We start from the raw sequence: 23,507 nt of genomic DNA on the forward strand, positions 1-23,507 counted from the left end.
CAGCGAGTCCGCTCGTCCCCACTACTGCGTTTGCGCAATTTCCGCCGCCGCCACCGATGGCGCCGCCCGGGCCGCCTCCGATGGCGCCCGCGAATCCGCCAACATTTGCAGGTCCCCCTCAGCCCGGCCCTGTCGCTGGCCCGGGGCCTCGGCTCGGTCCGGCAGCTGGGCCGCGCGCGGATCTCGCCGCGCGAGTTGTCGGCGGCGGGTCGACCATCGTGAACGCACCGCGGACGACGGCAGTCAACATCGGCGGTGCCGGCGCCTATCGCTATGGTGGAGCGCACGGATATGGATATGGTGCGGCATCATATGCCGGCGCATACATGGCCGGCGCTTACGCCGGATACGCCTATGGCGGCGCGCGCTCCAGCTACTACTCGAGTAGTGACTGCTATTATGCCTATAGAGGACATCGCAGATATCGCGTCTGCGATTAGCCTAGTTTCTTTCAAGATTCCTCTTCACTGTGTAACGACGGGATCCAGATCGCGTTAAGCACACGGTGGGTCGGGCTGTTGCTATTGCGCGGCCCGATTTCGTTTCTGGGCCGCCCTGGATGATTTGCTTGGTCATGCCAACAGGACAGCGAAACTGACCGACATCATCTCCTTTCGTTAGCGCCAGCCGTTGCGGCCTTTTCGTCTGCGTCGTAAATCGAACGCCGCGGCGAGTTTGGACCGGCATGATTATATTCGATAACAATGATCGCCATGAACTAATCCGGCAAATATCTTCGCCTTCCTTTTTGTAAAGAGTAGGGGCGTCCAATGATCGGTTTCCAAGCTAAGCTGGAACGTTTTGAAAGCCTCGCTGCCGAATGCGAGTTGATCGCCAAACGAGTGCAGGGAAGTAAACGCGAGCTGTATCTGCGTGCAGGTCAACACTACCGTGATCTGGCAAACGACGTGCGTGCCTTGATTGCGTCATTCGACATCGCCGCGTAGGAGGAAGATCACCCGACGCGACTTTTGCCTTCAGGAGGGGAAAGGAAGAGAGCGGTAGCCTCCCTCGAATCCTCGCTCGGACCACGCTTCAGTCCGTTCGTATAATTCATCAGCTTACGGTTCAACAGGCGCGACGCTGAACGGGATTGTTGCCATCCGGCGAGAGCAAGTCGGAAACATCACTTGGCAAACCGTCCAGGCTGTCGAAAATTCGGTGATTAAGCGCCCAGAATGCTGCCTGAGTGCGATTGCTCGCTCCAATCTTCCGAAAGATAGTCTTCACATGCGCCTTGACCGTCGGTTCGGCAATTCTGAACAATCGTGCAACGTGTTTGTTAGAATCTCCCCGAACAATCCGCGCAAGGATTGCAACTTCCCGCGCTGAAAACAGCTTGCCGGGATCCGTTCCATTTTGAGCATGTAGCGGCGCGTCATTGTGGATATCATTGTGACCGTGCAAGTCGTCGTGGACAGAAGCCGTTCTTGGCTCTTCAGACTTGGGCCGGAGATCCAAGGACGCGAGACGGGCGTCGACGACGATAAGAACCCCGCTGACGACCGCGTGCAGCGCGCCCACGAGTCCGCTTGGTGTGATCGAATTGAACAGCGCACCATTTGCACCATCGTCGAGCGCATCAGATAAGCACTCCGAGCTATTTTCGTCGCCAACAGCCACAATAAGGGCGGACGGATACTGAGCTCGAATTCTTCTGCAGAGAGAATCGTGCCTGTGCCCAACGCCGACAATGAACAGAAGCGGCCCGTCGGACGGGATTTCGGCAAGATCGTTCAGTTCTACTTCGCATCCTTGTGGTCGAAAACGAGTCCTCGATAGGATGAGCCGGAGGCCCTCGCGGAAGAGGCCGTCGCTCTGGAGAATAAAGGTAGGAACAATCGGCTCACTCGACATATTCGGTACCTGGTTAGTCACCGGTCTTTCACCAAGCTTTCCAGCTACGAATGCGCGCGGCCTTCCTACTGCTGATTGCTGCCGTCGCTATAAATTCCTTCTGCCAAAATGACTCTGGCACAGTCGGCTGTTGCTAGAGCGGCACAAATAACTTAAGTTAAAAGCACTTAAATTCGTTCAAAGACCACGAATAAAGTGAGATGGGGCAGATTGTTCCAATCAAACGAACTAGTCCTTTCGGACTGCCAAGTCCGGCCCTAACAGCGCACTAAGGTTACGCGGCCTGCGCCAAACGATCTTAAGTCGTGTTGCCCCGCCGCTGGTGTTCTCGTCGAGTTGCCACCATTGCGTGACCGATCGACTTCCGATCTAGACGGATCATCCACAACATCCAATCTATCCTTACGGCTGCTCGAAGCTTGATGTCGAGCGGATGCTTGGAGATCTCGGGCGGACTCACCCCGTGCAGTCCATCAGAAGTAGCTCATAAAGCCCAAAATCTCCACGCCCCGTGGGCGCGACTTGCAAGTAACGTGGTGTCGCATTGCACGGAGGCCGGTTGAGCGAATGCGGAAGCTGTCCGAGATGGTCTTGGTGACTGGAGGTGCCGGTTACATCGGGGCCCACGTCTGTATCGCATTGCTGGACGCCGGGCTCGACGTCGTCGTGCTCGACAACCTCTCCAACAGCAACAAGGCCTCGCTCGAGCGGGTGCAGTCTATCTGTGGGCGTTCGCTCGTCTTTCGGCACGCCGATATCCGCCATGAAGAAGTGATTTGCGATGTCCTTCGCTCCTGCGGAGTGACCGCGGTCATTCACCTTGCAGGATTGAAGGCCGTCGGCGATTCCAACGTACGGCCCCTGAGCTATTACGAGAACAACGTTTTGGGAACGATGCGGCTGGTGTCGGCAATGAAGAGGGCGAATGTAAAGACGCTCGTCTTCAGTTCGTCCGCGACCGTTTACGGGATACCTAAATACTTGCCGCTCGACGAGAACCATCCCCTCTGTCCGACCAATCCGTACGGCCGCACAAAGCTCGTTATCGAAGAGATGCTGAAGGATCTCTGCGGGTCCGACGACGATTGGCGGATCGCCAATCTGCGCTACTTCAATCCGGTCGGCGCACACGAAAGCGGGCTCGTCGGAGAAGCCCCGCTTGGCGTTCCCAACAACCTGCTCCCGTTTGTGGCGCAGGTGGCGATTGGACGCCGAGAGAAGCTGCAGATCTGGGGAAACGATTATGATACGCCTGATGGCACCGGAGTCCGCGACTTCATTCATGTGGTCGATCTCGCGTCCGGGCATTTGAGCGCCTTGCGCCACCTGAGACAGCCTGGTGTGCTCACGGTCAATCTTGGCACGGGAAACGGCAGCAGCGTTCTGGACATCGTTCGTACATTTGAAGCAGCGAGCGGGCGTTCAGTTCCCTATGAAGTCAGGGAGCGTCGGGCTGGCGATGTCGCCGCCTGCTATGCCGACCCGACCTTTGCGATGGAGACTTTGGGCTGGAAGTCGATCCGATCGTTGGAACAGATGTGCGCGGACCATTGGCGTTGGCAATTGCAGAATCCGGACGGTTACCTTGGCAGCGAACTCCCCAAGGTCCGGGAGCGATCCAAGCATCTCCGCCGTCACGGCTGAGGTGTGCGCGCCTGAGGTATTCGAAAGGCCGACGCCTGTTCGCGTACATAAAAGCGTAGAAGGATCTGAGCGGCCGATCGTCGCGCGGCGCAATTTGTCCCTGAGAACTAGTGCGACGTGAGGAGGACATTGCCGCTTGTTCTGGCAGCGGCGTGCCTTAACGTACCAAGAGTTGTTTTACGTGGCCTAGGCGGTGCTTTCGTTACAGGCTTCAACGTAGAGCCATGTGGGTTCGGTGATGACACGTCAGACGCCGTTGGTATCTATCGTAATTCCTTTGTACAACAAGGCCGACTTCATCTTGAGGACGGTTGCCTCGGCCGCGAGTCAGCTGGATGTCGCTTTCGAGATCATAGTTGTCGACGACGGATCGACGGATGATGGTGCCAAGCTGGTTCACAACGCGGGCCTCGAGGGCCTATTTCTCATCGCGCAGGAGAATGCGGGGGTTTCCGCAGCCCGAAACCGTGGAATGACTGCCGCGCGCGGGAAGTGGATCGCATTTCTTGATGCCGACGATGTGTGGTCATGCGAGCATCTTGCCACCCTGTTGAAGGCAATTGATGGCAGCGATGCGATTGCCGCTTTCAGTAATGTTCGGCTCCAAAGTCGCGCCAGCTGTCCATTGATTGATCCGAGGCTGGTGGCCCAGAGAGTAGAAGATTACTTCTCCTTCGCGCTCCGCAGCGGTGGCTATCCGATCAGCTCTAGCTCGATCATCGCTCTCAAGGACAAGTTGGTCGCGGCCGGACTGTTCGTTGAGGGAATCTCAACGGGGGAAGATATCGATATGTGGTGCAGGCTTGCCTGCCAAGGTGCATTTTTTTACACCGCCAAGCTTACGGCGACCTACAACGACGCTCGCTCGCATACGCGCTGCAGTGCGTCAGGCACGGTCGTGCGGCCGTTCTCGGCTCAGAGACTGCACGACTTGATAGCAAGCGACGAGTTGGATCCTCGATTGGCCGAAAGCGGCAGACGTTATGCGAATTTCCTCATGCTTGAGTATGCGCGCCAGTTGCTTGACAGCGGCCAGTATGCCGACGCTCGAGCAGTCCTGCTCGGGGAATGCGTGCCTCGCTACGATCCAAAACGATTTCTGAAGCGCTTGATCAGAACTACGTCGTTTGGACAGACCCTTTTTGGGTTAGGTCAAACCCACGCTCGACAGGCCTGAGAGACCACCGATCCAGCTATCGATGAGTATAGTGTGTATCTCGAACAGTCGTCTGCGACCGATCAGCCCTGAGCCACTTGGTCTTGTGACCGCAGGCCAGATCCACGGCAGAGCGAAGCACCATCACGACGTGCCGTGGCACTTGCTTGATTTCCTCCATGCCGATGAGATCGCGCCCGCAGAGGTACCACGCCGTTGAGAGAGGAAACGAGAAGAGGACCATGTCGATGGCTGCAAGACCAAGCGGAACAGTCGATCCGATACCAATCATGCAGATGAAGCACAGCACTGCGAGAGCCACGTTGGCGACAGCAAGCAGGCCGAGAGGTGGGACGGCGAGATCGGCAGCCAGTGCCAACAAGCCGATATCCCGCCGCCGGAGGCCGTGATACAGCAATCGCGGCAAGTGGCTGTTCATGAGCCCAAAATGCCCGTGCATCCAGCGCTGCTTTTGCTGGTCGTGAGCGCGTTGCGCGTCGGGAAAGTAGCTTGTCACGCGGACTCCTGGGAAGAACCGAGGAGCGTATCCCTTTATCGCGAGTTCCAGCCCAAGGTACTTGTCCTCAGCCAGATGCCCGGTTGCGAGAAGCTCGGGCTCTGCCATGCTCCAGGGCAGGGCCATGCCCGTTCCGAGCAGATGGTAAGGCAGGCCAAGCCGTGCGTAACCGCGCGGCCGCAGATCGTTCCTGACGCGCCATGCGAACTCCGCCAAGCGCGGTGGAACGGGTCCGTCAGGGTTCGGAATCATGAAGTCCAGGCATTGCAGCGGGGCGTCTGCGGCGGCACATGCTCGGGCCAGCACCTCAACGCCATGAGGGCTGATCTCGCAGTCCGCATCGATGAATACGATGACTTCGGGGGGGGTTGCGTTCAAGTAGCGAAGACCGGCGGCGAGGGCAAAGCCCTTGCCACAGCACCATGGCTCGTCTCGAACCAGAACCTCGGCACCGGCAGCTGCAGCGATTGCCGCCGTGGCATCGGTACAATTGTCGGCCACGACCAGGAGGCGATCGTTCCGCGTCAAATGTATCTTGTTCCGAAGGAGAGTTGCTTCGATATCCTGCTCTTCGTTGTGCGCTGGGATCAATACCGCGATCGTCGGGCGGCGCGACGACAGAACGTATGAAGGGTCGCGCCAGAAGATCCCAGCGGCTGCCTGGATCGCGAACGCGATAGTGGCAAGAGCCAAAGCGGCGGCAGCAAAGCCAAGAGTATAGGTCACAATTGCAGCAAGCACGACTACATCTCAGTGACGGTGAGGATTGATCCAGGCTGCGCCACAGGCGTCTAAAGTCGACTGCCAAAGCCTTCGGACGGCTGCCTTGCCTGCCGGGTGCAGCCGGCGCGCGGTTTGTCGAGGTTCAATCTGGCTGTCGCCGGCATGAAGCAGGTAGCCGCAACCATGCAGACGCAGAATTCTTTGGATTGGCTTCCTGGATGCACGAAGCACGAAGCCTCTGCGCATTCGTCGTTGATATCCATATGCGAGGAGAATCTGTCCGAGGAAGCCGGCGTCTGCGTACGTCACGCCATTCAGATCAATCTCGAGATTGCCTTGCGTTCGTGTAGCCTCCGACAGAGCCTCGCGAACCGGGGCGATGTTGTCGTTGGTCCAGGCGCCGATGAACTCGATGGTATAGGTCGCGTCCCGTTGACGACGTCGCAAGCAGGCGGCCGAGAGTTGTGCGGGTGAGGGTTTGTGCAGGCGGTATTCGGCGAGGCAAGGCAAAATGTGACCAAATAGCACCGAGGTCAGGACCATGAGGTCTTGAGCATACCGTGTCCAAAGAGCCGGTTCTTCCTTCACCCGCCATAGCCATTCGAGGCCATGCTTCCTAAAGAAGATGGGTGCACGCGTGATACTTCCAGCGACAAAATTGACCGTGGCGCCCAGGTTGCAGATGATCGGCGGCGCAAGCGAACCCTCGTTACGACTGGTCCATAGGAGGCCTTTCCGAGCTCCAATACTGATGATCAGTAAGTCAGCACCGGCTCCATTGATGACGTCGAGAATTCCCTGATCGCTCATTGATTCAACGGAGCCGAACCCGGGCGCGTAAACGCCGGCGCACCGTACGCCAGAGGTGCCCTCATTAAGTCGCCGGCGAACTCGCTGACCGATGTCATGGGTTGCACCAAGGAAGAACGCGTTAAATCGCTCGTCGGTTTGGCGCATCAATGAATCGAACAGGTCCGATCCGCATGCGCGATCGGGAACGGAGATGCCGAGAGCGCGTGCAAACCAGACAAGAGGCATTCCATCGATCATCGAAAGATCGCTGGCGAGCACAGCATCTCTAAAGTCCGGATCGGACCGTGCCAGTCGCAGAAAGTTCGCATTGGGCGTGACGATGTTGCAACTGCGGGCCGCCTTGATGGACGCAGCAACCTTTTGCGTGACCTCCTCGATTGTCACCACATCGCATAACAATCCCTGGATACAAAAAGCCCGCCGCGAAAAGTTGGGCTCAAGCGATCTTGGCGAATGAAGGCTTGCCCTCCCGCCGGTCTGAACGGCAATCGGCATGCTACCTCGCACATCGCAGCCCGCCCCGAACAACACGAACCATTCCGTCGGCCAAGTGCGGATCAGCCGCACCGAACCTGCTCTCGGTTACGAAACGAGCGTTGGATCCGAATTCGGTTCTTTAGAGTAGGCGAGGCCAGCTGAAGCAGAAGTGCCCGCACGGATATGACAGCGACACATGGTGAGTAGTTCACAGCGATGTCGACTAGCCTTATTACGTTGACGCATCAGCCGGACAATGGGTGAGCTGTTGAGGTGAGCCGGTTGCCACGTTAAGCGATCTTCGAACGAACTAGTCAATTTGGACCGGTTGCCCTTATTCGGCCAGTCGGCATGATTGCCCCAACTGCGCGCCGGCGGAGGCAACGGAAGTCGCGTCGAGAGAGCCTGGTCATGCATGGCCTAACATCGCGCCTCTATTTCTTCGCAAGCGCTTTACTCATTGTCGCTGTCTGCGCTTGCGCGTTGGCGGGCATGGCAGGTCGGAGCCGAGCGACGCTGCCCACGTCAAAGGATCGTCCATCCTTGATCATGGTGCCGGATCGCGAATTCGCCGCCGAGAGCTACGTCCACCGGCGACTGGCGACGGATGCTCCTCGTGATGCCCATTCGGATGCCTGGGTGGCTGATCTACAGCGACAGATCACGAGGCACTACGGTGTCGCGTCGGTGAACATTGATCGATATGCGCCCCCGCTCTACGTTGTCGGCGCCGGTCAGCCCACGGTTCGTGTCAGGGCGGAGCGAGTTGATGATCCGGCATGGCGGTTCGAGCCGCTTCAACAGCAATGGGAACAGGTTCCGCTTCCCGACCATTTCCAGCCATCAGTGGGCACCGATCAGGAAGCGATTGTGTATCAGCCTTCGACAGGCCGGTACTGGGAGTTCTGGGTGATGGAAAAAAGCGGCCGCAAGACCGTTGATTCCACCGGACGAACTGTCGATGAGTGGCGGGCCGCATGGGGAGGCAAGATCGACGACCTTGCAAGAAATCCCGGCTATTTTCCAACGACGGTTCAAGGCTACAAGTTCGGCACGACCGCAACGGGACTAGCCTTGCTCTCGGGTCTGATCACGATTGCCGAGCAGCGCCAAGGCGCAATCGATCATGCGGTTCACGTCGCCCTGCCGCAGACGCGCCGATTGGTGTGGGCGCATCCAGCTCAGCGAACGGACGGCGGAGAGGTCGATCCCAACGCGATTCCTCAGGGAACGACGTTCCGTCTTCCTGACACCCTCAATCTCGATCAAATCGACATGGATCCGTACGCGCGTATGGTGGCTCGCGCAGTGCAGCGATACGGAATGGTGGTGCGCGACACGGCTGGCACAGTGGTGCTTTACGCTGAGAACCCGCTGGCGACGGGGCCCGATCATCCATACTTCGGCGCTGGCGGCATTCTGCGGTGTCCATCGGAGCAGGCCCAAGCATCGTGCTATCCCGACAGCAATAACCGGCTTCGCGGGTTTCCCTGGGACAAGTTGGAGGCCGTCCAGGCGACACTGCATGAGCAATAGTGCCGTGCCAGGCGAGACCCTTCCGCGAGATATCGGGGACACGCTCGACGCGGACTTTTGAAGATGTCAAATGGAGTTTCGATCGATGCTCGATTCGACCAACAGCAGACGTTCTGTCTTCGATGCAGGCGAGGATCGATCAGCCATGGGTGAGCCATGGCGCGATGGAGTTGATCTCAGGATCCTCCTGACCAAGGTTCGCCAGCAAAAGCGGAGAATGCGTCGCTCTGTGCTGGTCGGCTCCATTATAGGATTGGTCGGGGGTATGTCTTACGACCTGGTTCGAATTCCCGCGTACTCGGCCTCTTCCGAACTGCTGATTTCGAATACGACGCTGCAACTGTCGGGGCCGGACGCAGTCGTGACGCAGGTTCTTGTCGAGAACTCGCTCATTCAAAGCGCGATCGAGATGTTGAAGGCCAGCAAAGTCCTTGACAGGGTGATCGACAGGATGGGGGTGGACAATATCGAGCAGGTGTTGCCAAAATCGGGCTCCATTCGTCGTTTTGCATCATGGTTGACATCTGCCTCCGATCGGGAGTCCTCACGAAGGCAAGCCGCGGCCGCGCTCGTGAGATACAACACGAGCGTCAATCGCGTCGGTGCCAGCCAAGTCATTTCTGTTCAAGGAAGGGCCTTAAACGCAGAGGATGCCGCCAGGCTTGCCAACGAGCTGGCGGCAGCGTTTGTCCAGGAGCAGAACGACACAAACGCGGTTGTAACGACAAGCGCGGCATTACGGGAGCGAATTAGGGTGTTGGGCCCGACAGCTCGGATCATCAGCGAGGCGGTGGCACCGAACTCAAGGGATGGACCGGCCTTAGGCATCGTGTTGGGATTGGCGGCTGCCTTGGGCGGTGTTCTAGGCATGACCATCCAGCTTGCGTTGATATCATTTGGTAGACGCGTGTGTAGCGCCGAGCAGCTCGTTGCCGCTACAGGCGTTGAATGCTTCGGGTACCTGCCTCGAAGAAGGCGCGGCGGAACTATCCCGCGCTATGGCGGAGGAGCTGATTTGGCCTCTGTCTTGGGCGGGTCGATCTTGCGTCGCGCGCGCTTGGCGATCCTTGAACGGTCTGAGAGGAATCCTCATTTCGTCGGCGTCACTTCGGTTGGGTCGGGTGAGGGCAAGACGTTCCTTGCCCGGAGCTGGGCCAGGTTGATCGCACACGATGGCTCGCGCGTTCTTCTTGTTGACGCATCTCCCGGCGCGGCGGTTTCTGCCAAGAGCGTTCGTCCGGCTAAGGGCAAAGGCCTCCATGAATTGCTCCGGGGCGAGGCCAATCTGGTCGACGTGGTCCAGGGAGACAGCGGTCACAATTTGCACTTCCTGCCAAGTGGAGGAGCCGTCTGCAGTCTCGACATGCTGTGGCTCGGTTTCGTCGAACTCATCAATGGCGGTCACGATCCCCTTTACGATTGGATCGTTATCGATCTACCCCCACTCGCAACCCCCGCTGACGTGCGCTCCGCTGGCCAAATCGTCGAGGACTTCCTGATCGTGGTGGAATGGGACCGCACGTCGGAGCGGCAGCTCGAACAGGCTTTTCGTGACCTCGGACCCATGCGCGAGAGAATTCGTGGAACTGTTATCAACAAGGCGCCGTGGAGTTCGTTCGATTCCGTGACGCTGGAGCAGGCGGCTCGTCGAGCGTCGAGGCCGAAATGGAACGATCAGAGTGTGCCATGACCATGAGAACATTCGGTTCGATCACGTTGCTTCTTTGCGCCGCGATGACGGGTGCCGTGACATCTGCTGTCGCACAAGAGTATCGGCTTGGAGTCTCCGATCGACTGAAAATCAAGGTGCAGGAATGGCCCGATCTGAGTGGGGAATACATAATAACGCCGGACGGCGTCGTCTCCTTGCCGCTGATTGGAAACGTCAACGTTGTAGGTCTGCGTCTCGACGATCTCGCACAGCAGATATCTGACCGCCTGCAACGTCGCTCGGAGAAGGCGGAACGGCCCTTCGCTGCAGTTGAAATCATCCAGTATCGTCCATTCTCCATTCTCGGAGATGTTCAGCGACCCGGCGAGTACCCATTTCGTCCGGGGCTTACCGTTATTCAGGCGATCACCGTCGCTGGCGGATACTATAGACCCGAAGTCGGCCTTTTGCGGCTGGATCGCGACATTGCCCTCGCCAAAGGCGATATCCGAACGCTTGTACAGAAGCAGAATCGTCTCCTGGCCCGGGAGGCTCGCCTGACGTCCGTAATTGCGGGGCGCGAGGATATCTCTCTGCCTGCAGAATTGCGGGATCAGCAGGATAATCCGGCCATCGCAGCCATCGCGGAAAGCGAGCAAGCGGCCCTTGCCGTCGAATACGGCACCATACGTTCGGAAACGGCAGCGCTCGAAGAAGTCAAGACGCTCTATCAGCAGGAGATTCGTTCACTCCGCGGCCAGATCGAGGCATTGAGCCAGGAGGATGGCACCATCCAAACGCAATTGAGGGATATGCGCTCGCTCTCGGCGAGGGGGCTCGCGCTCATGCCGACCCTGTTCAATCTGGAACGAGCGGCCGCGCAGATATCGAACGAGAAAATGAACATGCAGACTGCGATCGTGAGGGCTGAGGAAAATATTGCACTGGCGGAGCAGCGGCTTCGTGAACGCACTTTTGAGAGGAGCCGCTCCAACACACGTGATCTGCAACAAACCAGGGATGAGATCGCAGATGTTCGGGCACGGATCAGGACGGCAGGAGACCTGCTGACTGAAGCGCAAATCAGCGCGCCGGCCGAGGCGCGCGAGCGTCTCGCGGAGAAAACGCAGCGGTCCGGCTTCATTTTGATTCGAAAGGATGGCGAAACGACGCGAGCGCTGATAGCGGAAGAAACCACTCCGTTAATGCCGAACGACATCGTCAAGATCCCAATGGGCGGATCCAAACTGTATGATTTGAGCGGGTCCATCAATCTGACCCGGGTCGAAAGCGGAGAACAGCCGGACAAGTGACACGCAAGATCACGGTCACCTTATGGACTGTGCCGTCTGTGCGCGCCTTGAACGAAGCCAGCGCCGCGTGGTTTGTAGCCATGCGCGTTCCCAATAGAAGGTCGACATGTGGGCCGCGACCACCGTGAAGATGACGCCGATAGGCCTTTTCAGCAGATATCGCTCCCAGATGCTTCCGTCGTTCCACCATCCGTGAGCCGTCAGCGGATGGATCACGTAGAGCGCATAGGAGGTAGCTGCAACGTAGCGAAGCCCCCGGCTGGCCAGTATCGCCATCAGACGATTGGGCGGCTGGGATATTGTTGCCCACAGCAGGAGGCCCGTTGCGTAGGGTCGAACGTATTGCAGCCATTCGCCCTGCGGATGTGAAGTGGAGGCCCAGGCCCCCGCTGCCAGGATCCAGACGAGGAGGGAATAGGTGGAGCTGCCAAAACGGACTATCGGCAATGTTGCAATGCACGCACCAACAAGAATTTCGTCAATGCGCAGATGCGTTGCCACGGCAATGTGAGCGCCTTCCGCGATGCGGATCGCGGTGATTGCGGCACAGCAGGGCCAAACGAGCAACAGTGCCCGCCGACCGCCCGCAGCCGTAAGGATTGTCACAAGCGCGTAGAAATGAACCTCGACGCAAAGCGACCATAGATGCTCGGTGACCGGCAGCATCTGGTCCAGTCTGTAGTTGATGATGAAGCTCAGGTGGGAGAGAAGCGCCCCTTTGTTTAAACGGAACAGGATGACAACCAGCAGAATATAGAGATAGGCGAGTGGCAGGATACGGGCGATCCGCTTTACGACGAATTCAAGGATCGTGGCGGTTCGAAGTGTGCTGACGATCAGATAGCCAGAAAGGGCAAAGAACAGGCTCATCCCCATGGGACCGGCGGTCGAATTCAGATTGAGAGACTTGGGCCCGAGCGGAAGCAGATGCGTTGCCAAGACGAGCAGGATGCTGATTGCACGAAGGCCATCGAGGGCCGGAATGCCCTCAACCGGTTCGGCATTTCGCTCGGCCGGAACGTGGGCCTTCATCTTTGACGCCTGCCGGCGGCCTGCAGAGGGTCTGGGCTGCAACAGGCGTAATCGTGATCTGTCGGATTCGTCGGAAAGTTCGCGGTTGAGTGGTTGATCTCTTTGCGGTCGCATGATCAACCACGTTCGGTTTGGTTTGGCTGCGGCCATGATCGGGGAAAAGTGCCCAGCCGTGATGGAAACAGGAGGCTCTGGCGGAGGCCGCCGAGGTGAAGCGACAATTCGTGCCGCACGAGGAAAACTGCGGCTACCCAGATCAGTCCCGACACCATGCTGGATGCAATAAAGCCGAGTATGATTTCGACGGGCCGATCGGGAATTAGATGCCTAAAAGCGAGCGGGACCGGCATGGTGACCAAAGTGACCGCCAAGCTTCGGCCCCAGGCCCCGAACAGTAAGCTTGGCAAAACGCCGATCGCGGATTTGATAGCGCTGAAGTAGCAGATTACAAAAAAGATGCTGCTCAAAACCAGGCTCCAGACGGCGGCGCCGAGTCCCAGTGTCAGGCCGATCGCAACCGTCACTATCGTGAATACACATATCGCGGCTTCGGAAGTGAAAAGCAGCTGTTGACGGCGTTTGACGACCAGTATGTCATACTGGGGAGCAACGGCCAGTGTGAGCGCGTGAGCGACGGCGACAGGCAGCATCAAAGTCCCGGCTGTTGTCCAAGCGGCGCCATAAATCGCTCGCACAAGCGGTTCGGACCATATCGCGAGCACCGCATAGACGGGCCACGCCAGGCCTGTAATTGTTTCAACAAGTCGACGGTAGATCGGCGCTAGACTAATGCCCTTGCCTGCGCGGTCGCCGAGGCTCGGAAGCAGCGGCCGGGCAAGGCCGAGGACCAGCCCATTTCGAACGAAAGAAACCAGATTTTGGGCACGAGCAAACAGGGCGGCGTCGGCGAGGCCCAGCGCGCGCCCGATCAGCAGTTCCGGGGCAGACGTTGCGGTGCAACCGACGAAGAGTGCCGCCGAAGTCCAGCTAGCGAAAGCAAGCAGACGTCGAGTGCCTCTCAGCATCGGCCGAAGGCGTACGGCATCGGGCCGGAATGCGAACGTGGCCAATGCTGCGATGAGAGCAGCCGCGAAATAGCCCCATGCCAACGCGGCTGCGCCGTATCCGAGTGCGGCAAGGGTGATGGAGACCAAGCTTTGCGAGATGGCCGCGGTGATCCCGACCACGAGGAGGGCGCCGAAGCGCATCGCGCGCATCAGGCGCATGGTCGCTGGAAAGGCGAAGGCCGGACCAAGCTGCGCGATAGCCACGATCCTCAAAGTTTCGCCGAGAGCCGGATCGCGATAGAAGTCCGCGAGTGGACCACTTAGCCCGATGAATAGCAGCATTAGACAAGTGGCGATCGTCAGCGTTAAACCATAGGCTGTCTTCAAGAGGTCATCGTCAAGTTCGGGCGCACTGACAACATATGATCCGATCGCAGACTCTTTGAGTCCGGTAACCACGCCAATGGCGGCTATTGCGACGGTGTAAGACCCTGCCTCCCGGGGCGTGAGCAGGTGCGCAATCACGACGCCGGTCGCAAAGTAGACCAGCACCGTCGTATTCTGCTGCAACGTTGAACTGAGCATCGCCTCGCGCAGACGCATGATCGAGGTGCCCTCATCCTGCCTCTCGCAAACTCACTGAGCCGCTTGACGGGTGAGGCGCGGCAAAGTGATTGCGAAGTCTGAAATGGAGGACAGCTCCGATAAAAGAATAGAGCAATTGCCGGGCCACATCGAGCGAACGCCTTAGCCTCGCCGATCGCGTCTCTTCGAGCGTGCCGCAACCCGCGCTCGGAAAGTTTGCGTGCGTCATCTCCACAGCCGGTCCCGGGTCACTGCCACATTGTGCACGATAGTCGGCGCTGGAGGTGAGGGGTCAATGACCTATCGGAACTAGTCCGTATTTCCGCTGAGCGAGGCGTGTGCCTCGGCGAGATGAGTGTTACGGTTCAACGCCCTCGGTAGCGATCGGACGACTGAAACGCCACATGCAGCCGCCTCAAGTCATCCAGCGCGTATTTCCCTCGCGACTGCGCAAAGGCGTTCGCGACATGGTCAAAGCGGCGCTTCCGAAGCAACTCGCGTCAGGCGTCTGCCGTGTGTCGCCGCGGCTCATGGACGAAGAATATACCTGCGGACGATGGGAGTATCTCAACGATCTCGAGGAAATGGCACGCTATGCGGTGATCGCGGGATATTGCAGGCACATTGGAGACATCTCGAGCGTGCTCGATCTCGGATGCGGTATCGGCCTGCTGCGTGCTTGGCTTCGACCAGTAGAAGTTATCGATTACGTCGGCGTTGACTTTTCCACTGTCGCAATCGAGATGGCGAGGATTCGGTGGACGGACGAGTCCACGAAATTCATCGCGACGGATATCGCGACGTTTGTGCCGGATCGCAAATTCGACGTGATAGTCCTCAACGAGGTTCTTTATTACTTCGAACGGCCGGACTGGATCCTGAGGCGGGTTGCGGCGTTCCTGAAAGAGAATGGAAGGCTTGTCATCTCCCTTTGGGACTCACCGGAGTCACGACGGGCATGGCTACGCTCGCGCAGTAGCGTGCATATTCTCGATGAAGTGCAGGTTCGGCATCGGTCGGGGCTGTCCTGGGAAATCCGCCTCTGTCGGCCGCGCCTCGTGGCGACATGAGCAACTCGATCAACGCGGAGTTCAACATGCAGTTAACATCGGGCCCGTCGAAGAAGCCGTCGCCCAGCGTCTCGAACCGCATGCCGACTGTCCTCTACCTGATCAATCAATATCCGGCGATCAGCCACACTTTCATCAAGCGCGAGGTTCTTGCGCTCGAACGTCTGGGAGTCGCCGTGGTCCGTGTGGCCGCCAGGGGTGGCAAGGAGTTGGTCGATCCCGGTGACCTAGCTGAGGAGAAGCGCACGATCTATCTGCTGCAACGCCCGTTCGCCTTGCTTCGGGCCACGATTTCATCGCTCCTCTTGCGGCCCCGCGGCTTCGGCAAGGCGCTGCTGACGACGTTGCGCATGATGCGCAGGAGTGATCGCGGGCCCTTGCTGCATGCATTCTATTTTGTGGAAGCGTGCGGCGTCGCTTCCATTGCTCGCGACGCGGGGGCGACCCATCTTCACGCGCATTTTGGAACCAATCCCGCCGAGCTCGCGCTGATTGCGTCCCACCTCTCGGGTCTTTCATATAGCTTCACGGTCCATGGCTGCGGCGAATTTGACAAGCCGGAGTTCCTAGCGCTGGAGGCCAAGATCGAGGCGGCTGCATTCGTCGTTGCGGTGAGCTACTACGGGCGCGCTCAACTTTATCGGTGGTGTAAACTCTCGGATTGCTGGAAAATCAAGCTAATCCGATGTGGCATAGACGAACAGTTTCAGGCCATGTCCGAGGTGGAGCGCTGCGAAGCGCCGCGCTTTGTTTGCGTCGCGCGGTTCTCTCGCGAAAAGGGCCTCGATATTCTGATCAAGGCCGCCGCGGCCATGGCAGCCAATGGGCACAAATTCGAGGTGATCATCGTTGGTGATGGCGAAGGCCGCAAGGAATTTGAAATACTGGTCGCTGCTCTCGGGCTCAGCGGGACCGTACGCCTGCGCGGCTGGCTGAACAATGCTGATGTACGGCGCGAAATCATCGGTGCTCGCGCGCTCGTCGTTTCAAGCCTCGCTGAAAACCTTCCGATCGTCATAATGGAGGCCATGGCGCTGCGACGCCCGGTGGTGGCGACGCAAATCGCCGGCATTCCGGAGCTGGTCATCCCGCGCGAGACCGGTTGGTTGGCCGCGGCGGGGGCACCAGAGGCGCTCGCTGCGGCCATGACGGAGTGTCTCCTGGCGCCGCGCGAGCAACTGGAAGCGATGGGACGGAAGGGACGCGAACGGGTTCTCGCATTGCACGACGTTGACCGAGAGGCTGCGGGCCTGGCCGATCTGTTTGCAACGAGCGTATCGCAACAGAACGATATCGTGATTGCGGAGGATCGACCTCTCTCAGCTGCGGTGCGGTAGCGAACGAGAGTGTACGATGCGCTCGCGAGACCGCCGCCTGCACTGCGCCCTCTGGCCGCAAATGATCGATCAGGCGACTGCGAACCGTGCCTGCGATGTGTGAGCCGCTCGTCGTGCGGAAGCAGCAATAGTGCCCATTATGAACCAGAAGAACCATTGGAATTGCAGGTAATCGAGAAGATTGTCAGAGTAGCACATGACTATGTATCCAGCGCACAACAACGACATCGTCAGAGCGCCTCGAAAGTCTCTGCTCCATGTGGACAATACCTCGAGCACCACCGTCCCCCAAAGAAGACCGAAGCTCGCCAGGCCGGCCATACCCATCTCGAAATAAATCTGCAGGATTGCATTGTGGGGGCCGATTCTGACCTCCCCATCGCCGCGGGAGAAGAACAAGGGGACGTAGGCTTTATACGAGTTCAGCCCATAGCCATTGAGACCCGGTGGATTGGCCGTCAACCATTCAAGGGTGTCATTCCATAGTACTTCTCGCCAAGCCAGGGAGTTGAGCTGCTCGAAGCCGACTGCAACCGTGCCCGATTTCAGATCGGATAAACGTTCACCAACGGCAGGAAAAAGAAGCAGGACAGGGAGACAGAGAATCGCAAGAAGCCAGCGTCTGTCCACCAAGACTGCGTATCCCGCCGTGATGATCACCATCGAGAGCCATGCGCTACGAGCCTTCGTGAGAAGCAACAGAAACAGCAGGAAGCCGGCGTAGGCAAGAACTGCGCGGCGCCTGATCGGAGAAAGTGTAAAGTTTGCGGAACAAAGCATATAGAGGATCACGGTCACGACGCTGACAATGTAGAAGGCGTAAATATTCGGATGGGTGAACGTGCTTTGCAGGCGTTGCTCGCCGGTCAAGATGTCCGGCTGCATCGCCAGTTCCAGCAATGCGAAGATCGACGGTACGGCGGACGAACATAGCGCCACGACGAGGCATTGGGTGGCCATCTTTTTGGTTCTGACGAGCGCATATGGAAGCGTAAACACGGCTGCGTAGGTGAACAACGCCAGGAGGTCTCGCAATCCGCCGCTTGGATCTGGAGCGTGGACGAGCGACGCGGCGGCTGTGAGAAGAACACTTGCCCAAGCCAGGAGGGGGGCCGACAGGACAATCCCAGGAACATGAATGATGGTGACAATCGCAATTGCGATCACCAGAGCGTTGATCGCCGCACCAGGCCCGGTCTGTTGTTCGGATGCCGCTTTCAGCCAGTCGAAGGCTCGGTCACAAGCGGGACGAACGAGCATGACGGCCAGCATCATTTGGCGGACACCCAGAATACGCGTCAAGGAGAGCAGAAAGCCGGTTAGGGCCAGGATGATACCGGTCAAAGTATTTCCTCCGGCTGGTATCGGGGGTCCACGGAACGGTGTCCGAAGACCCTGCATATCCTGATGGGCGGATCAGCATTCATCATTAGGCGCTGCGTCGCCTCCGGCCCGCAAACACTCGAAAGTATCGGCAACAGCGCATCGGATTTAGCGCCGATGAATTCTGGCGAGTCCTGCGGCCCGTATGTATCGTGCATTCGCGTGGCTACACGAGGTACGGTCAACTGTAGCGGGTGGTCGCGCAGCAATTTTGCATGAAGAGTTCACTCGGCGACAGAGTGGGGATAGCTTTCCCGGAGCAGGACTCGGTATCGCCTCTCGAATGAGAAGCACGATGCCAGAACTCGGTGTTCATCGCTCTCGCGCGCCTCTCAGCGCGCCGTTCGTGGACGATAGCGCGGCTGATGATCGCGCGGTTGATATTGTGTATCGCGCGGGTGCGATCGAGGCGGTCGCCGAAGATCTTGGGTTGGTTTCAATTGTCGAACTGCGGTCCGCGAGGTCGGACGTTACTCTGCGCTCAGAAAGCAGAGTCAGACAAGATCGAACGAGTCGCGCCAGTCCTTCTGCAGCGCGGGCAAGGTGGAGTGATCCAAATTGTAGAACTAAGAGAATATTCGACGTTGTGGTTACTTTGATCGCAATTATTGCGTTGATCGCGGTCTTCGTTGTCGTCGCGATGGCGTTAACCCTGGATAGGCCCGGTCCGGTGTTCTTCCGTCAGTGGCGCGGTGGGCGCGATGGTCAGCGCTTTCAAATCTGGAAGTTTCGAACGATGACATGTCTGGAGGACGGGAACGATGTTCGACAGGCTAGTCCGAACGATGCCCGTGTTACGCGGGTTGGACGAGTCCTTCGGAAGACCAGTATCGACGAGCTGCCGCAACTTCTCAATGTGCTCCGTGGTGACATGTCCCTTGTTGGGCCGCGTCCCCACGCACTGGCTCATGACGCGATCTATTCGAGATTGATAACCGAATATGCGGAACGACAGTCGGTGAAGCCAGGGATCACCGGTTGGGCGCAAGTCAACGGATGTAGGGGGGAGACGCGAGACATCGCTGCCATGGAAAGACGCGTCAAGCGAGATCTCCAGTACGTCCGACACTGGTCGCTGCGGTTCGATATCGTCATCATGTTGAAGACCGTGAGAGTGCTGCTGCGGCCCAGCAATGCCTATTAGTCTTAAGGTTGGCTGCTTCGGTCGGGAAGGCAGGTAGTGGCTTGGTGTGCCTTGCCGTGCACGAACCGTCTGGATTCCCACCTATCCCGCAACTGCGGGCGTGGCGACACCGCGGATTGCCGCTCCATCACGGGTGAGAACAAAAGGACGTCCGCAACTTTCGGAGGCTACCGTCAAGCGGTCCCGAATGGCCACATTGTTGTCGGAGCAGCCTTGAAGACGAGATTGTTGCCGACGAGTGGCAGATTAAAGCCAGGCGCGGCGTGTCTCACGCTCGGAACTGTCGCCGCTGCGGAATCTTCGTGTCGTCGACGGAGATGGTTGCCTTGTCGCCGCACCTGCAGATGCGCGCCCCGCACCCCCACCGTTCTGGTTAGAGCTCCCGTCGCGAGACATCATGGCCTTTGATCTCCTTGCGCTGCCCGCCCTTATTTTGTGCTGAGTGCACCGGCCGTTAACGGTTGGTTTAGTTCCCGGCATGATCATTTGGCGACCACAAGGGACCCGAGCATGCAATTGCACCATGCGAATACCTTGGAGAGGATCGAGACGGCCGCGGATCACGACACTGGCGAGATCGCGATGTGGCCTGTCACTCTTGACCGATTGGATTTCTCGACGTCCGATCGAGATGAGGTCCTGGCGCTCCTTCGGCAAGGCAATTGTTCAAAAGGCACTCTTTCGGTCGTCTTGGTCGCGTTGGCTGGCGGCGTTGGACTGGGTTGGGCTGGTGCTTTGTTCGCTCCTGCAGCTATCTCGGCTCTCAATCCAATTGCTTCGATGGAAGCGGCTTCGCGCCGCATGCCGAGCATTAAGCCAGTCAGCAAGGTCGAAAGCACCCGAAAGACGGCATCAGCATCAAGCTCGCGAACGCCGCCTGGTATTGGTGGATCCTCCACGTTCACCTCAAGCCTTGGCCCGAAGCCTCTGGCCAAGGCATCGAGTGTTGCGCAACTGCCGGATGTTCTCGAGCCGGACATGTCGATAACAGGCTCGGTCCAGCCTACGGGGCCCCTCCTGCCGGTCCCCGAGACAAGGCCGACGACTATTGTGGGATGGGCAGTCCTCGATGTTCGCGCCGGAACGGCCGTGCTCGAAGGGCCCGATGGGATTCGAATGGCAGCGCGGGGCGATGAAGTCCCGGGCATCGGGCGAATCGACTCCATCGTGCGCTGGGGCAATCGTTGGATAGTTGCTACGGCAAGTGGGTTGATCTCGACGCCGTAGGCGTGAAGGCTTGCAACCAAAAGCATGACATAGATTCGACCGCCACTCACCAAGTCCGAAGCGGCTATCTCATTCCCGGCGGCCAGTTCTTCGACTGCCGAACTCATCCTGTTCGCAGCGACGTTGCCATGAAGGGCGATGGTCCAAGACCCTGAGGTCCTGACCCAGTTGGGCCCTCCCAGTGACGGCCCGAATGTCTGCCAATGACGCCCGGTCTGTCGGCTCAGTGGGCCAGCCGTTTGATGGTCTTGGTCGCTCGGTTGGGGCCATGCCATCCAAGAAACTTCAGCTCCTTGTTTTCCAACGCGTTCGTCGCACGAAAGAACTGTTCAAGATCATCGCGCGCATGGGAAGGGAGATCGCGGATATCCTTGAGATTGGTTTCGAGCGGTGATCGGTCGGGCACAGCAAAAATGCGGTCGTTTCGCTCCGACTTGCCCTTCTTCTTCTGCTCGACTTCGAGAATCCCAACCGGACGACAGCGCAGCACGACGCCCGGATAAGTCTGCGCGTCATGTAGGATCAGTACGTCCAGCGGGTCGCCGTCCTCAGCCTTGGTCGAAGGAATGAAGCCCCAATCGTACGGATAGGTCAGGCCCGCCATAAGCGGCTTCGCCAGGGCAAAGACACCGAGCTTGGGATCGAAATCGAGCTTGCACGAGCTGCCGCGCGGCGTCTCGACGACAGCAAAGATATTGTCTTTGTCAACCCAGCTCGGCAGTTTTGTCAGATTGGTCATGGCGACGGTCGCCTACGTATTGGGGCATCGAGAGGAAACGGGTCTGGCGCAATCATCCGCCAGACCCGCAGGTGGCAATCAGGCGGCGGTGGAGGCCTTCTTGTTGACGCCTTTGCGCAACGCCACCGTGTTGAGCTTGGTGTTCGCCGCCTTCTCTTCGTTCAGGTTCGTGTTCAGGAAACGCACGATATCGTCGTGTCCGAGCTCCTCAGCCCAGGCGATCAGGGTGCCATAGCGGCAGATCTCGTAATGTTCGACGGCCTGCGCGTTTGCGACGATCGCTGCATCCAGTACCGCCTTGTCTTCGATCTCGCCAGCCGTCTCATCCGCTTCCTTAATGATGCCGTCGATGGCCGGACATTGCGTGCCGCTCGGCGACTGGCTCAATTTCTCAAAGGCCTTTTCGAGACGCTCGACCTGCTTGTTCGTCTCTTCGAGGTGGTTCTTCAGGCCCGTGACCAGGTCCCGGTTGGTGGCCTTGTCGATCATTTTCGGCAACGCCTTGAGGATCTGCTGCTCGGCATAATAGATGTCCTGCAACCCATGCAGCAGCAGATCATCCATCGACTTGATGTCTTTTGTGAATAATCCCATGACGCGGCTCCTCGAGTTCAAAGCGATGGAACGGCGCCGATCGGGCTTTGTTCCTCGCCGCCCCGTGCCTCACGACCATACAGCCGGATCGCCCCATTGGTTGTCTGGACGCAACAGCGCGAAGGCCGCTGCCGACCGCAGGAGGAACTGCGGCACTGGGCGGGCGTTTCGCCTTATTGCGCGGAGCTCGGGATGGTCAGCACCTCATTATGGATGGATACGGAGATTTTGCCGGAGGCGGGTGAGCTCAAAGGCGAGGCCCACTGCGATGTTGCCGTCGTCGGCTCTGGAATTGCTGGGCTCTCGACCGCCTACGAGCTTTGCAAACGCGGTCGGTCGGTCATCGTTATCGACCGCAAAGGTATCGCCAGCGGTATGACGGCGCGCACCTCGGCACACTTGGCGCCGCTCTGCGACGATCTGATGAGCGAATTTAGAAAGCTGCGCGGCGGTGAGAACGCCAAGCTCTTCTACGAAAGTCAGGCTGCGGCCGTCGACCGGATCGAGGAAATCCAGGCGAGCGAGAACATCGCGTGCGACTTTCGGCGACTTGATGGCTACCTCTTTCAGGGCAACGGCATGCCCCCTGATATCATCGACCAGGAACTGGAAGCGGTGCAGGAAGTGGGCGCGCCGGTCCATCGGCTGGTCGGCGTTCCGCTCAAGGGATGTGAAAACCGCCACGTGCTTCGTTATCCCCGGCAAGCCACCTTCCATCCACTGAAGTACCTGGCTGGCGTTGCCGCGGTGTGCGAGACGAACGGCGTCCGCTTCTTTGCCAACAGTCCGGTCGAAGACGTTGCCGAGCGGGACGGCGCCGTCACGCTGCGGACCGCACACGGGCAAATCACGGCGGACCATGCCGTGGTCGCGACCAACGCATCAATCGCCGATCGCTTTCAGCTGTATACCAAGGTCGCTCCGTACCGCACCTACGTGCTTGCCTTTGCGATCGGGCGAGGTGAACTTCCCGACGCGCTCTACTGGGACACCGAAGATCCCTATCATTATGTGCGGCTGCAAGCGGGGACGGACAATCATGATTTCGTTCTGGTCGGCGGCGAGGACCACAAGAGCGGCGAGGCAAATAACGCCGAAGAGCGCTTTGTCCGGCTGGAGAGCTGGGCGCGCGACTTGATCCCGGCACTTGGCAAGGTCACGCACCGCTGGTCAGGCCAGGTTCTCGATACGATCGATTATGCCGGCTTCATCGGCCGCGAGCCCGGCGGCGAACAGGTGTATCTCGCGATGGGCGACTCCGGTCAGGGTCTGACGCATGGTGTGATGGGTGCCATGCTGAACACGGCCCTCATTCTTGGTGAGGATCATCCCTGGAAGTCCGTCTATGCGCCGGATCGCAAACCTCTCGCAGCGGCGAGCAATTTTCTGCGCGAAAACATCACCATCCTGCAAAACCTCGCGGAATATGTGGCGCCGGGTGAAATCGCCTCGCTTGAAGAGCTTGAGCCGGGTGAGGGCGCCATCCTGCGCCGGGGGCTCGAGAAAATCGCCGCCTTTAAGGACAAGGCTGGCGAACTGCATTTGCATTCGGCAAGCTGTACCCATATTGGCTGCCATCTGCACTGGAACAGCTTTGAGAGCTGCTGGGACTGTCCGTGCCACGGCTCGATCTTCGCGCCCAACGGGGAGCCGATCAATGCACCGGCCGTGTCGGCGTTGCGCCCGCTGATGGTCTAGCGAG

At 58.7% G+C, this 23,507-nt stretch carries 19 protein-coding genes; 11 read left to right on the forward strand and 8 right to left on the reverse strand.

All coding sequences use genetic code 11. The annotated features are described in order from the left end of the window. The first annotated feature begins 770 nt into the window (after window positions 1-770). On the forward strand, window positions 771-947 hold the full coding sequence (locus IQ16_RS45930; RefSeq protein WP_018645227.1) for a hypothetical protein: 177 nt from the start codon (window positions 771-773) through the stop codon (window positions 945-947). A 121-nt stretch (window positions 948-1,068) separates the two neighbouring features. Here the strand turns inward: IQ16_RS45930 and IQ16_RS31920 are convergent, their stop codons facing one another. After that, complete coding sequence (locus IQ16_RS31920; RefSeq protein WP_244635944.1) at window positions 1,069-1,878, reverse strand: LuxR C-terminal-related transcriptional regulator; 810 nt, start codon at window positions 1,876-1,878, stop codon at window positions 1,069-1,071. 546 nt (window positions 1,879-2,424) lie between these two features. Between IQ16_RS31920 and galE the strand changes: the two genes are divergently transcribed. Together galE and IQ16_RS31930 are read left to right on the forward strand one after the other, a co-directional pair. Next, a complete protein-coding gene (galE, locus tag IQ16_RS31925; protein ID WP_018645225.1) occupies window positions 2,425-3,501 on the forward strand; it encodes a UDP-glucose 4-epimerase GalE in 1,077 nt (358 codons plus the stop codon). Between the two features lie 238 nt (window positions 3,502-3,739). Next, window positions 3,740-4,678: a glycosyltransferase family 2 protein gene (locus IQ16_RS31930; protein ID WP_051123028.1), complete on the forward strand. Its 939-nt coding sequence runs from the start codon at window positions 3,740-3,742 to the stop codon at window positions 4,676-4,678. Window positions 4,679-4,694: 16 nt separating this feature from the next. On the opposite strand, the gene IQ16_RS31935 is transcribed toward IQ16_RS31930, so the two are convergent. Both IQ16_RS31935 and IQ16_RS31940 read right to left on the reverse strand, forming a co-directional pair. Then, window positions 4,695-5,915: a glycosyltransferase family 2 protein gene (locus IQ16_RS31935; protein WP_080648117.1), complete on the reverse strand. Its 1,221-nt coding sequence runs from the start codon at window positions 5,913-5,915 to the stop codon at window positions 4,695-4,697. 9 nt (window positions 5,916-5,924) lie between these two features. Further along, the gene (locus IQ16_RS31940; RefSeq protein WP_080648116.1) at window positions 5,925-7,205 is read right to left on the reverse strand and encodes a WecB/TagA/CpsF family glycosyltransferase; all 1,281 of its coding nucleotides are present in this window, start codon (window positions 7,203-7,205) and stop codon (window positions 5,925-5,927) included. 525 nt (window positions 7,206-7,730) lie between these two features. Between IQ16_RS31940 and IQ16_RS31945 the strand changes: the two genes are divergently transcribed. The 3 genes from IQ16_RS31945 to IQ16_RS31955 all read left to right on the forward strand — a co-directional run bounded on the left by IQ16_RS31945 (window position 7,731) and on the right by IQ16_RS31955 (window position 11,687). Next, complete coding sequence (locus IQ16_RS31945; protein WP_145831956.1) at window positions 7,731-8,723, forward strand: hypothetical protein; 993 nt, start codon at window positions 7,731-7,733, stop codon at window positions 8,721-8,723. Between the two features lie 85 nt (window positions 8,724-8,808). Then, window positions 8,809-10,413: a nucleotide-binding protein gene (locus IQ16_RS31950; protein ID WP_158646953.1), complete on the forward strand. Its 1,605-nt coding sequence runs from the start codon at window positions 8,809-8,811 to the stop codon at window positions 10,411-10,413. Continuing rightward, window positions 10,410-11,687, forward strand: a complete 1,278-nt coding sequence (locus IQ16_RS31955) for a polysaccharide biosynthesis/export family protein (protein WP_018645219.1) — start codon at window positions 10,410-10,412, stop codon at window positions 11,685-11,687. Before IQ16_RS31950 ends, IQ16_RS31955 begins: the two co-directional genes overlap by 4 nt. Window positions 11,688-11,702: 15 nt before the next feature. Here the strand turns inward: IQ16_RS31955 and IQ16_RS31960 are convergent, their stop codons facing one another. Then, entirely contained in the window at window positions 11,703-12,719 is a 1,017-nt protein-coding gene (locus IQ16_RS31960) for an acyltransferase family protein (protein ID WP_051123027.1), read from the reverse strand. A gap of 116 nt (window positions 12,720-12,835) precedes the next feature. Beyond that, a complete protein-coding gene (locus tag IQ16_RS31965; protein ID WP_018645216.1) occupies window positions 12,836-14,329 on the reverse strand; it encodes an oligosaccharide flippase family protein in 1,494 nt (497 codons plus the stop codon). A 386-nt stretch (window positions 14,330-14,715) separates the two neighbouring features. On the opposite strand from IQ16_RS31965, the gene IQ16_RS31970 reads away from it, so the two are divergent. Together IQ16_RS31970 and IQ16_RS31975 are read left to right on the forward strand one after the other, a co-directional pair. Beyond that, a complete protein-coding gene (locus tag IQ16_RS31970; protein ID WP_018645215.1) occupies window positions 14,716-15,381 on the forward strand; it encodes a class I SAM-dependent methyltransferase in 666 nt (221 codons plus the stop codon). After that, on the forward strand, window positions 15,378-16,718 hold the full coding sequence (locus IQ16_RS31975; protein ID WP_018645214.1) for a glycosyltransferase family 4 protein: 1,341 nt from the start codon (window positions 15,378-15,380) through the stop codon (window positions 16,716-16,718). The genes IQ16_RS31970 and IQ16_RS31975 overlap by 4 nt, the downstream gene beginning before the upstream one ends. A 69-nt stretch (window positions 16,719-16,787) precedes the next feature. On the opposite strand, the gene IQ16_RS31980 is transcribed toward IQ16_RS31975, so the two are convergent. Next, the gene (locus IQ16_RS31980; RefSeq protein ID WP_018645213.1) at window positions 16,788-18,062 is read right to left on the reverse strand and encodes an O-antigen ligase family protein; all 1,275 of its coding nucleotides are present in this window, start codon (window positions 18,060-18,062) and stop codon (window positions 16,788-16,790) included. A 334-nt stretch (window positions 18,063-18,396) separates the two neighbouring features. Between IQ16_RS31980 and IQ16_RS31985 the strand changes: the two genes are divergently transcribed. Together IQ16_RS31985 and IQ16_RS31990 are read left to right on the forward strand one after the other, a co-directional pair. Then, the gene (locus tag IQ16_RS31985) at window positions 18,397-19,245 is read left to right on the forward strand and encodes an exopolysaccharide biosynthesis polyprenyl glycosylphosphotransferase (protein ID WP_080648112.1); all 849 of its coding nucleotides are present in this window, start codon (window positions 18,397-18,399) and stop codon (window positions 19,243-19,245) included. 510 nt (window positions 19,246-19,755) lie between these two features. Next, a complete protein-coding gene (locus tag IQ16_RS31990) occupies window positions 19,756-20,472 on the forward strand; it encodes a hypothetical protein (protein WP_018645211.1) in 717 nt (238 codons plus the stop codon). Window positions 20,473-20,695: 223 nt separating this feature from the next. Here IQ16_RS31990 and IQ16_RS31995 read toward each other — a convergent pair whose 3' ends face one another. Then, a complete protein-coding gene (locus IQ16_RS31995; RefSeq protein ID WP_018645210.1) occupies window positions 20,696-21,211 on the reverse strand; it encodes an inorganic diphosphatase in 516 nt (171 codons plus the stop codon). A 78-nt stretch (window positions 21,212-21,289) separates the two neighbouring features. Beyond that, complete coding sequence (locus IQ16_RS32000; protein WP_018645209.1) at window positions 21,290-21,805, reverse strand: YciE/YciF ferroxidase family protein; 516 nt, start codon at window positions 21,803-21,805, stop codon at window positions 21,290-21,292. 192 nt (window positions 21,806-21,997) lie between these two features. On the opposite strand from IQ16_RS32000, the gene IQ16_RS32005 reads away from it, so the two are divergent. After that, window positions 21,998-23,503, forward strand: coding sequence for an FAD-dependent oxidoreductase (locus tag IQ16_RS32005; RefSeq protein ID WP_018645208.1), 1,506 nt, complete (start codon window positions 21,998-22,000; stop codon window positions 23,501-23,503). The last annotated feature ends 4 nt before the right edge of the window (window positions 23,504-23,507 follow it).

The sequence above is a fragment of the Bradyrhizobium huanghuaihaiense genome (assembly GCF_007830635.1).
In the GTDB taxonomy this organism is placed as follows: Bacteria; Pseudomonadota; Alphaproteobacteria; order Rhizobiales; family Xanthobacteraceae; genus Bradyrhizobium; species Bradyrhizobium huanghuaihaiense.

Coding starts and splice junctions, on each gene's coding strand:
- IQ16_RS31955 (WP_018645219.1), top strand. CDS start 10,410: ATGACCATGAGAACATTCGGTTCGATCACGTTGCTTCTTTGCGCCGCG.
- IQ16_RS45930 (WP_018645227.1), top strand. CDS start 771: ATGATCGGTTTCCAAGCTAAGCTGGAACGTTTTGAAAGCCTCGCTGCC.
- galE (WP_018645225.1), top strand. CDS start 2,425: ATGCGGAAGCTGTCCGAGATGGTCTTGGTGACTGGAGGTGCCGGTTAC.
- IQ16_RS31970 (WP_018645215.1), top strand. CDS start 14,716: ATGCAGCCGCCTCAAGTCATCCAGCGCGTATTTCCCTCGCGACTGCGC.
- IQ16_RS31985 (WP_080648112.1), top strand. CDS start 18,397: ATGCCAGAACTCGGTGTTCATCGCTCTCGCGCGCCTCTCAGCGCGCCG.
- IQ16_RS31965 (WP_018645216.1), bottom strand. CDS start 14,329: ATGCGTCTGCGCGAGGCGATGCTCAGTTCAACGTTGCAGCAGAATACG.
- IQ16_RS31930 (WP_051123028.1), top strand. CDS start 3,740: ATGACACGTCAGACGCCGTTGGTATCTATCGTAATTCCTTTGTACAAC.
- IQ16_RS32000 (WP_018645209.1), bottom strand. CDS start 21,805: ATGGGATTATTCACAAAAGACATCAAGTCGATGGATGATCTGCTGCTG.
- IQ16_RS31990 (WP_018645211.1), top strand. CDS start 19,756: ATGCAATTGCACCATGCGAATACCTTGGAGAGGATCGAGACGGCCGCG.
- IQ16_RS31950 (WP_158646953.1), top strand. CDS start 8,809: ATGCTCGATTCGACCAACAGCAGACGTTCTGTCTTCGATGCAGGCGAG.
- IQ16_RS31995 (WP_018645210.1), bottom strand. CDS start 21,211: ATGACCAATCTGACAAAACTGCCGAGCTGGGTTGACAAAGACAATATC.
- IQ16_RS31960 (WP_051123027.1), bottom strand. CDS start 12,719: ATGAAGGCCCACGTTCCGGCCGAGCGAAATGCCGAACCGGTTGAGGGC.
- IQ16_RS32005 (WP_018645208.1), top strand. CDS start 21,998: ATGGTCAGCACCTCATTATGGATGGATACGGAGATTTTGCCGGAGGCG.
- IQ16_RS31975 (WP_018645214.1), top strand. CDS start 15,378: ATGAGCAACTCGATCAACGCGGAGTTCAACATGCAGTTAACATCGGGC.
- IQ16_RS31940 (WP_080648116.1), bottom strand. CDS start 7,205: ATGCCGATTGCCGTTCAGACCGGCGGGAGGGCAAGCCTTCATTCGCCA.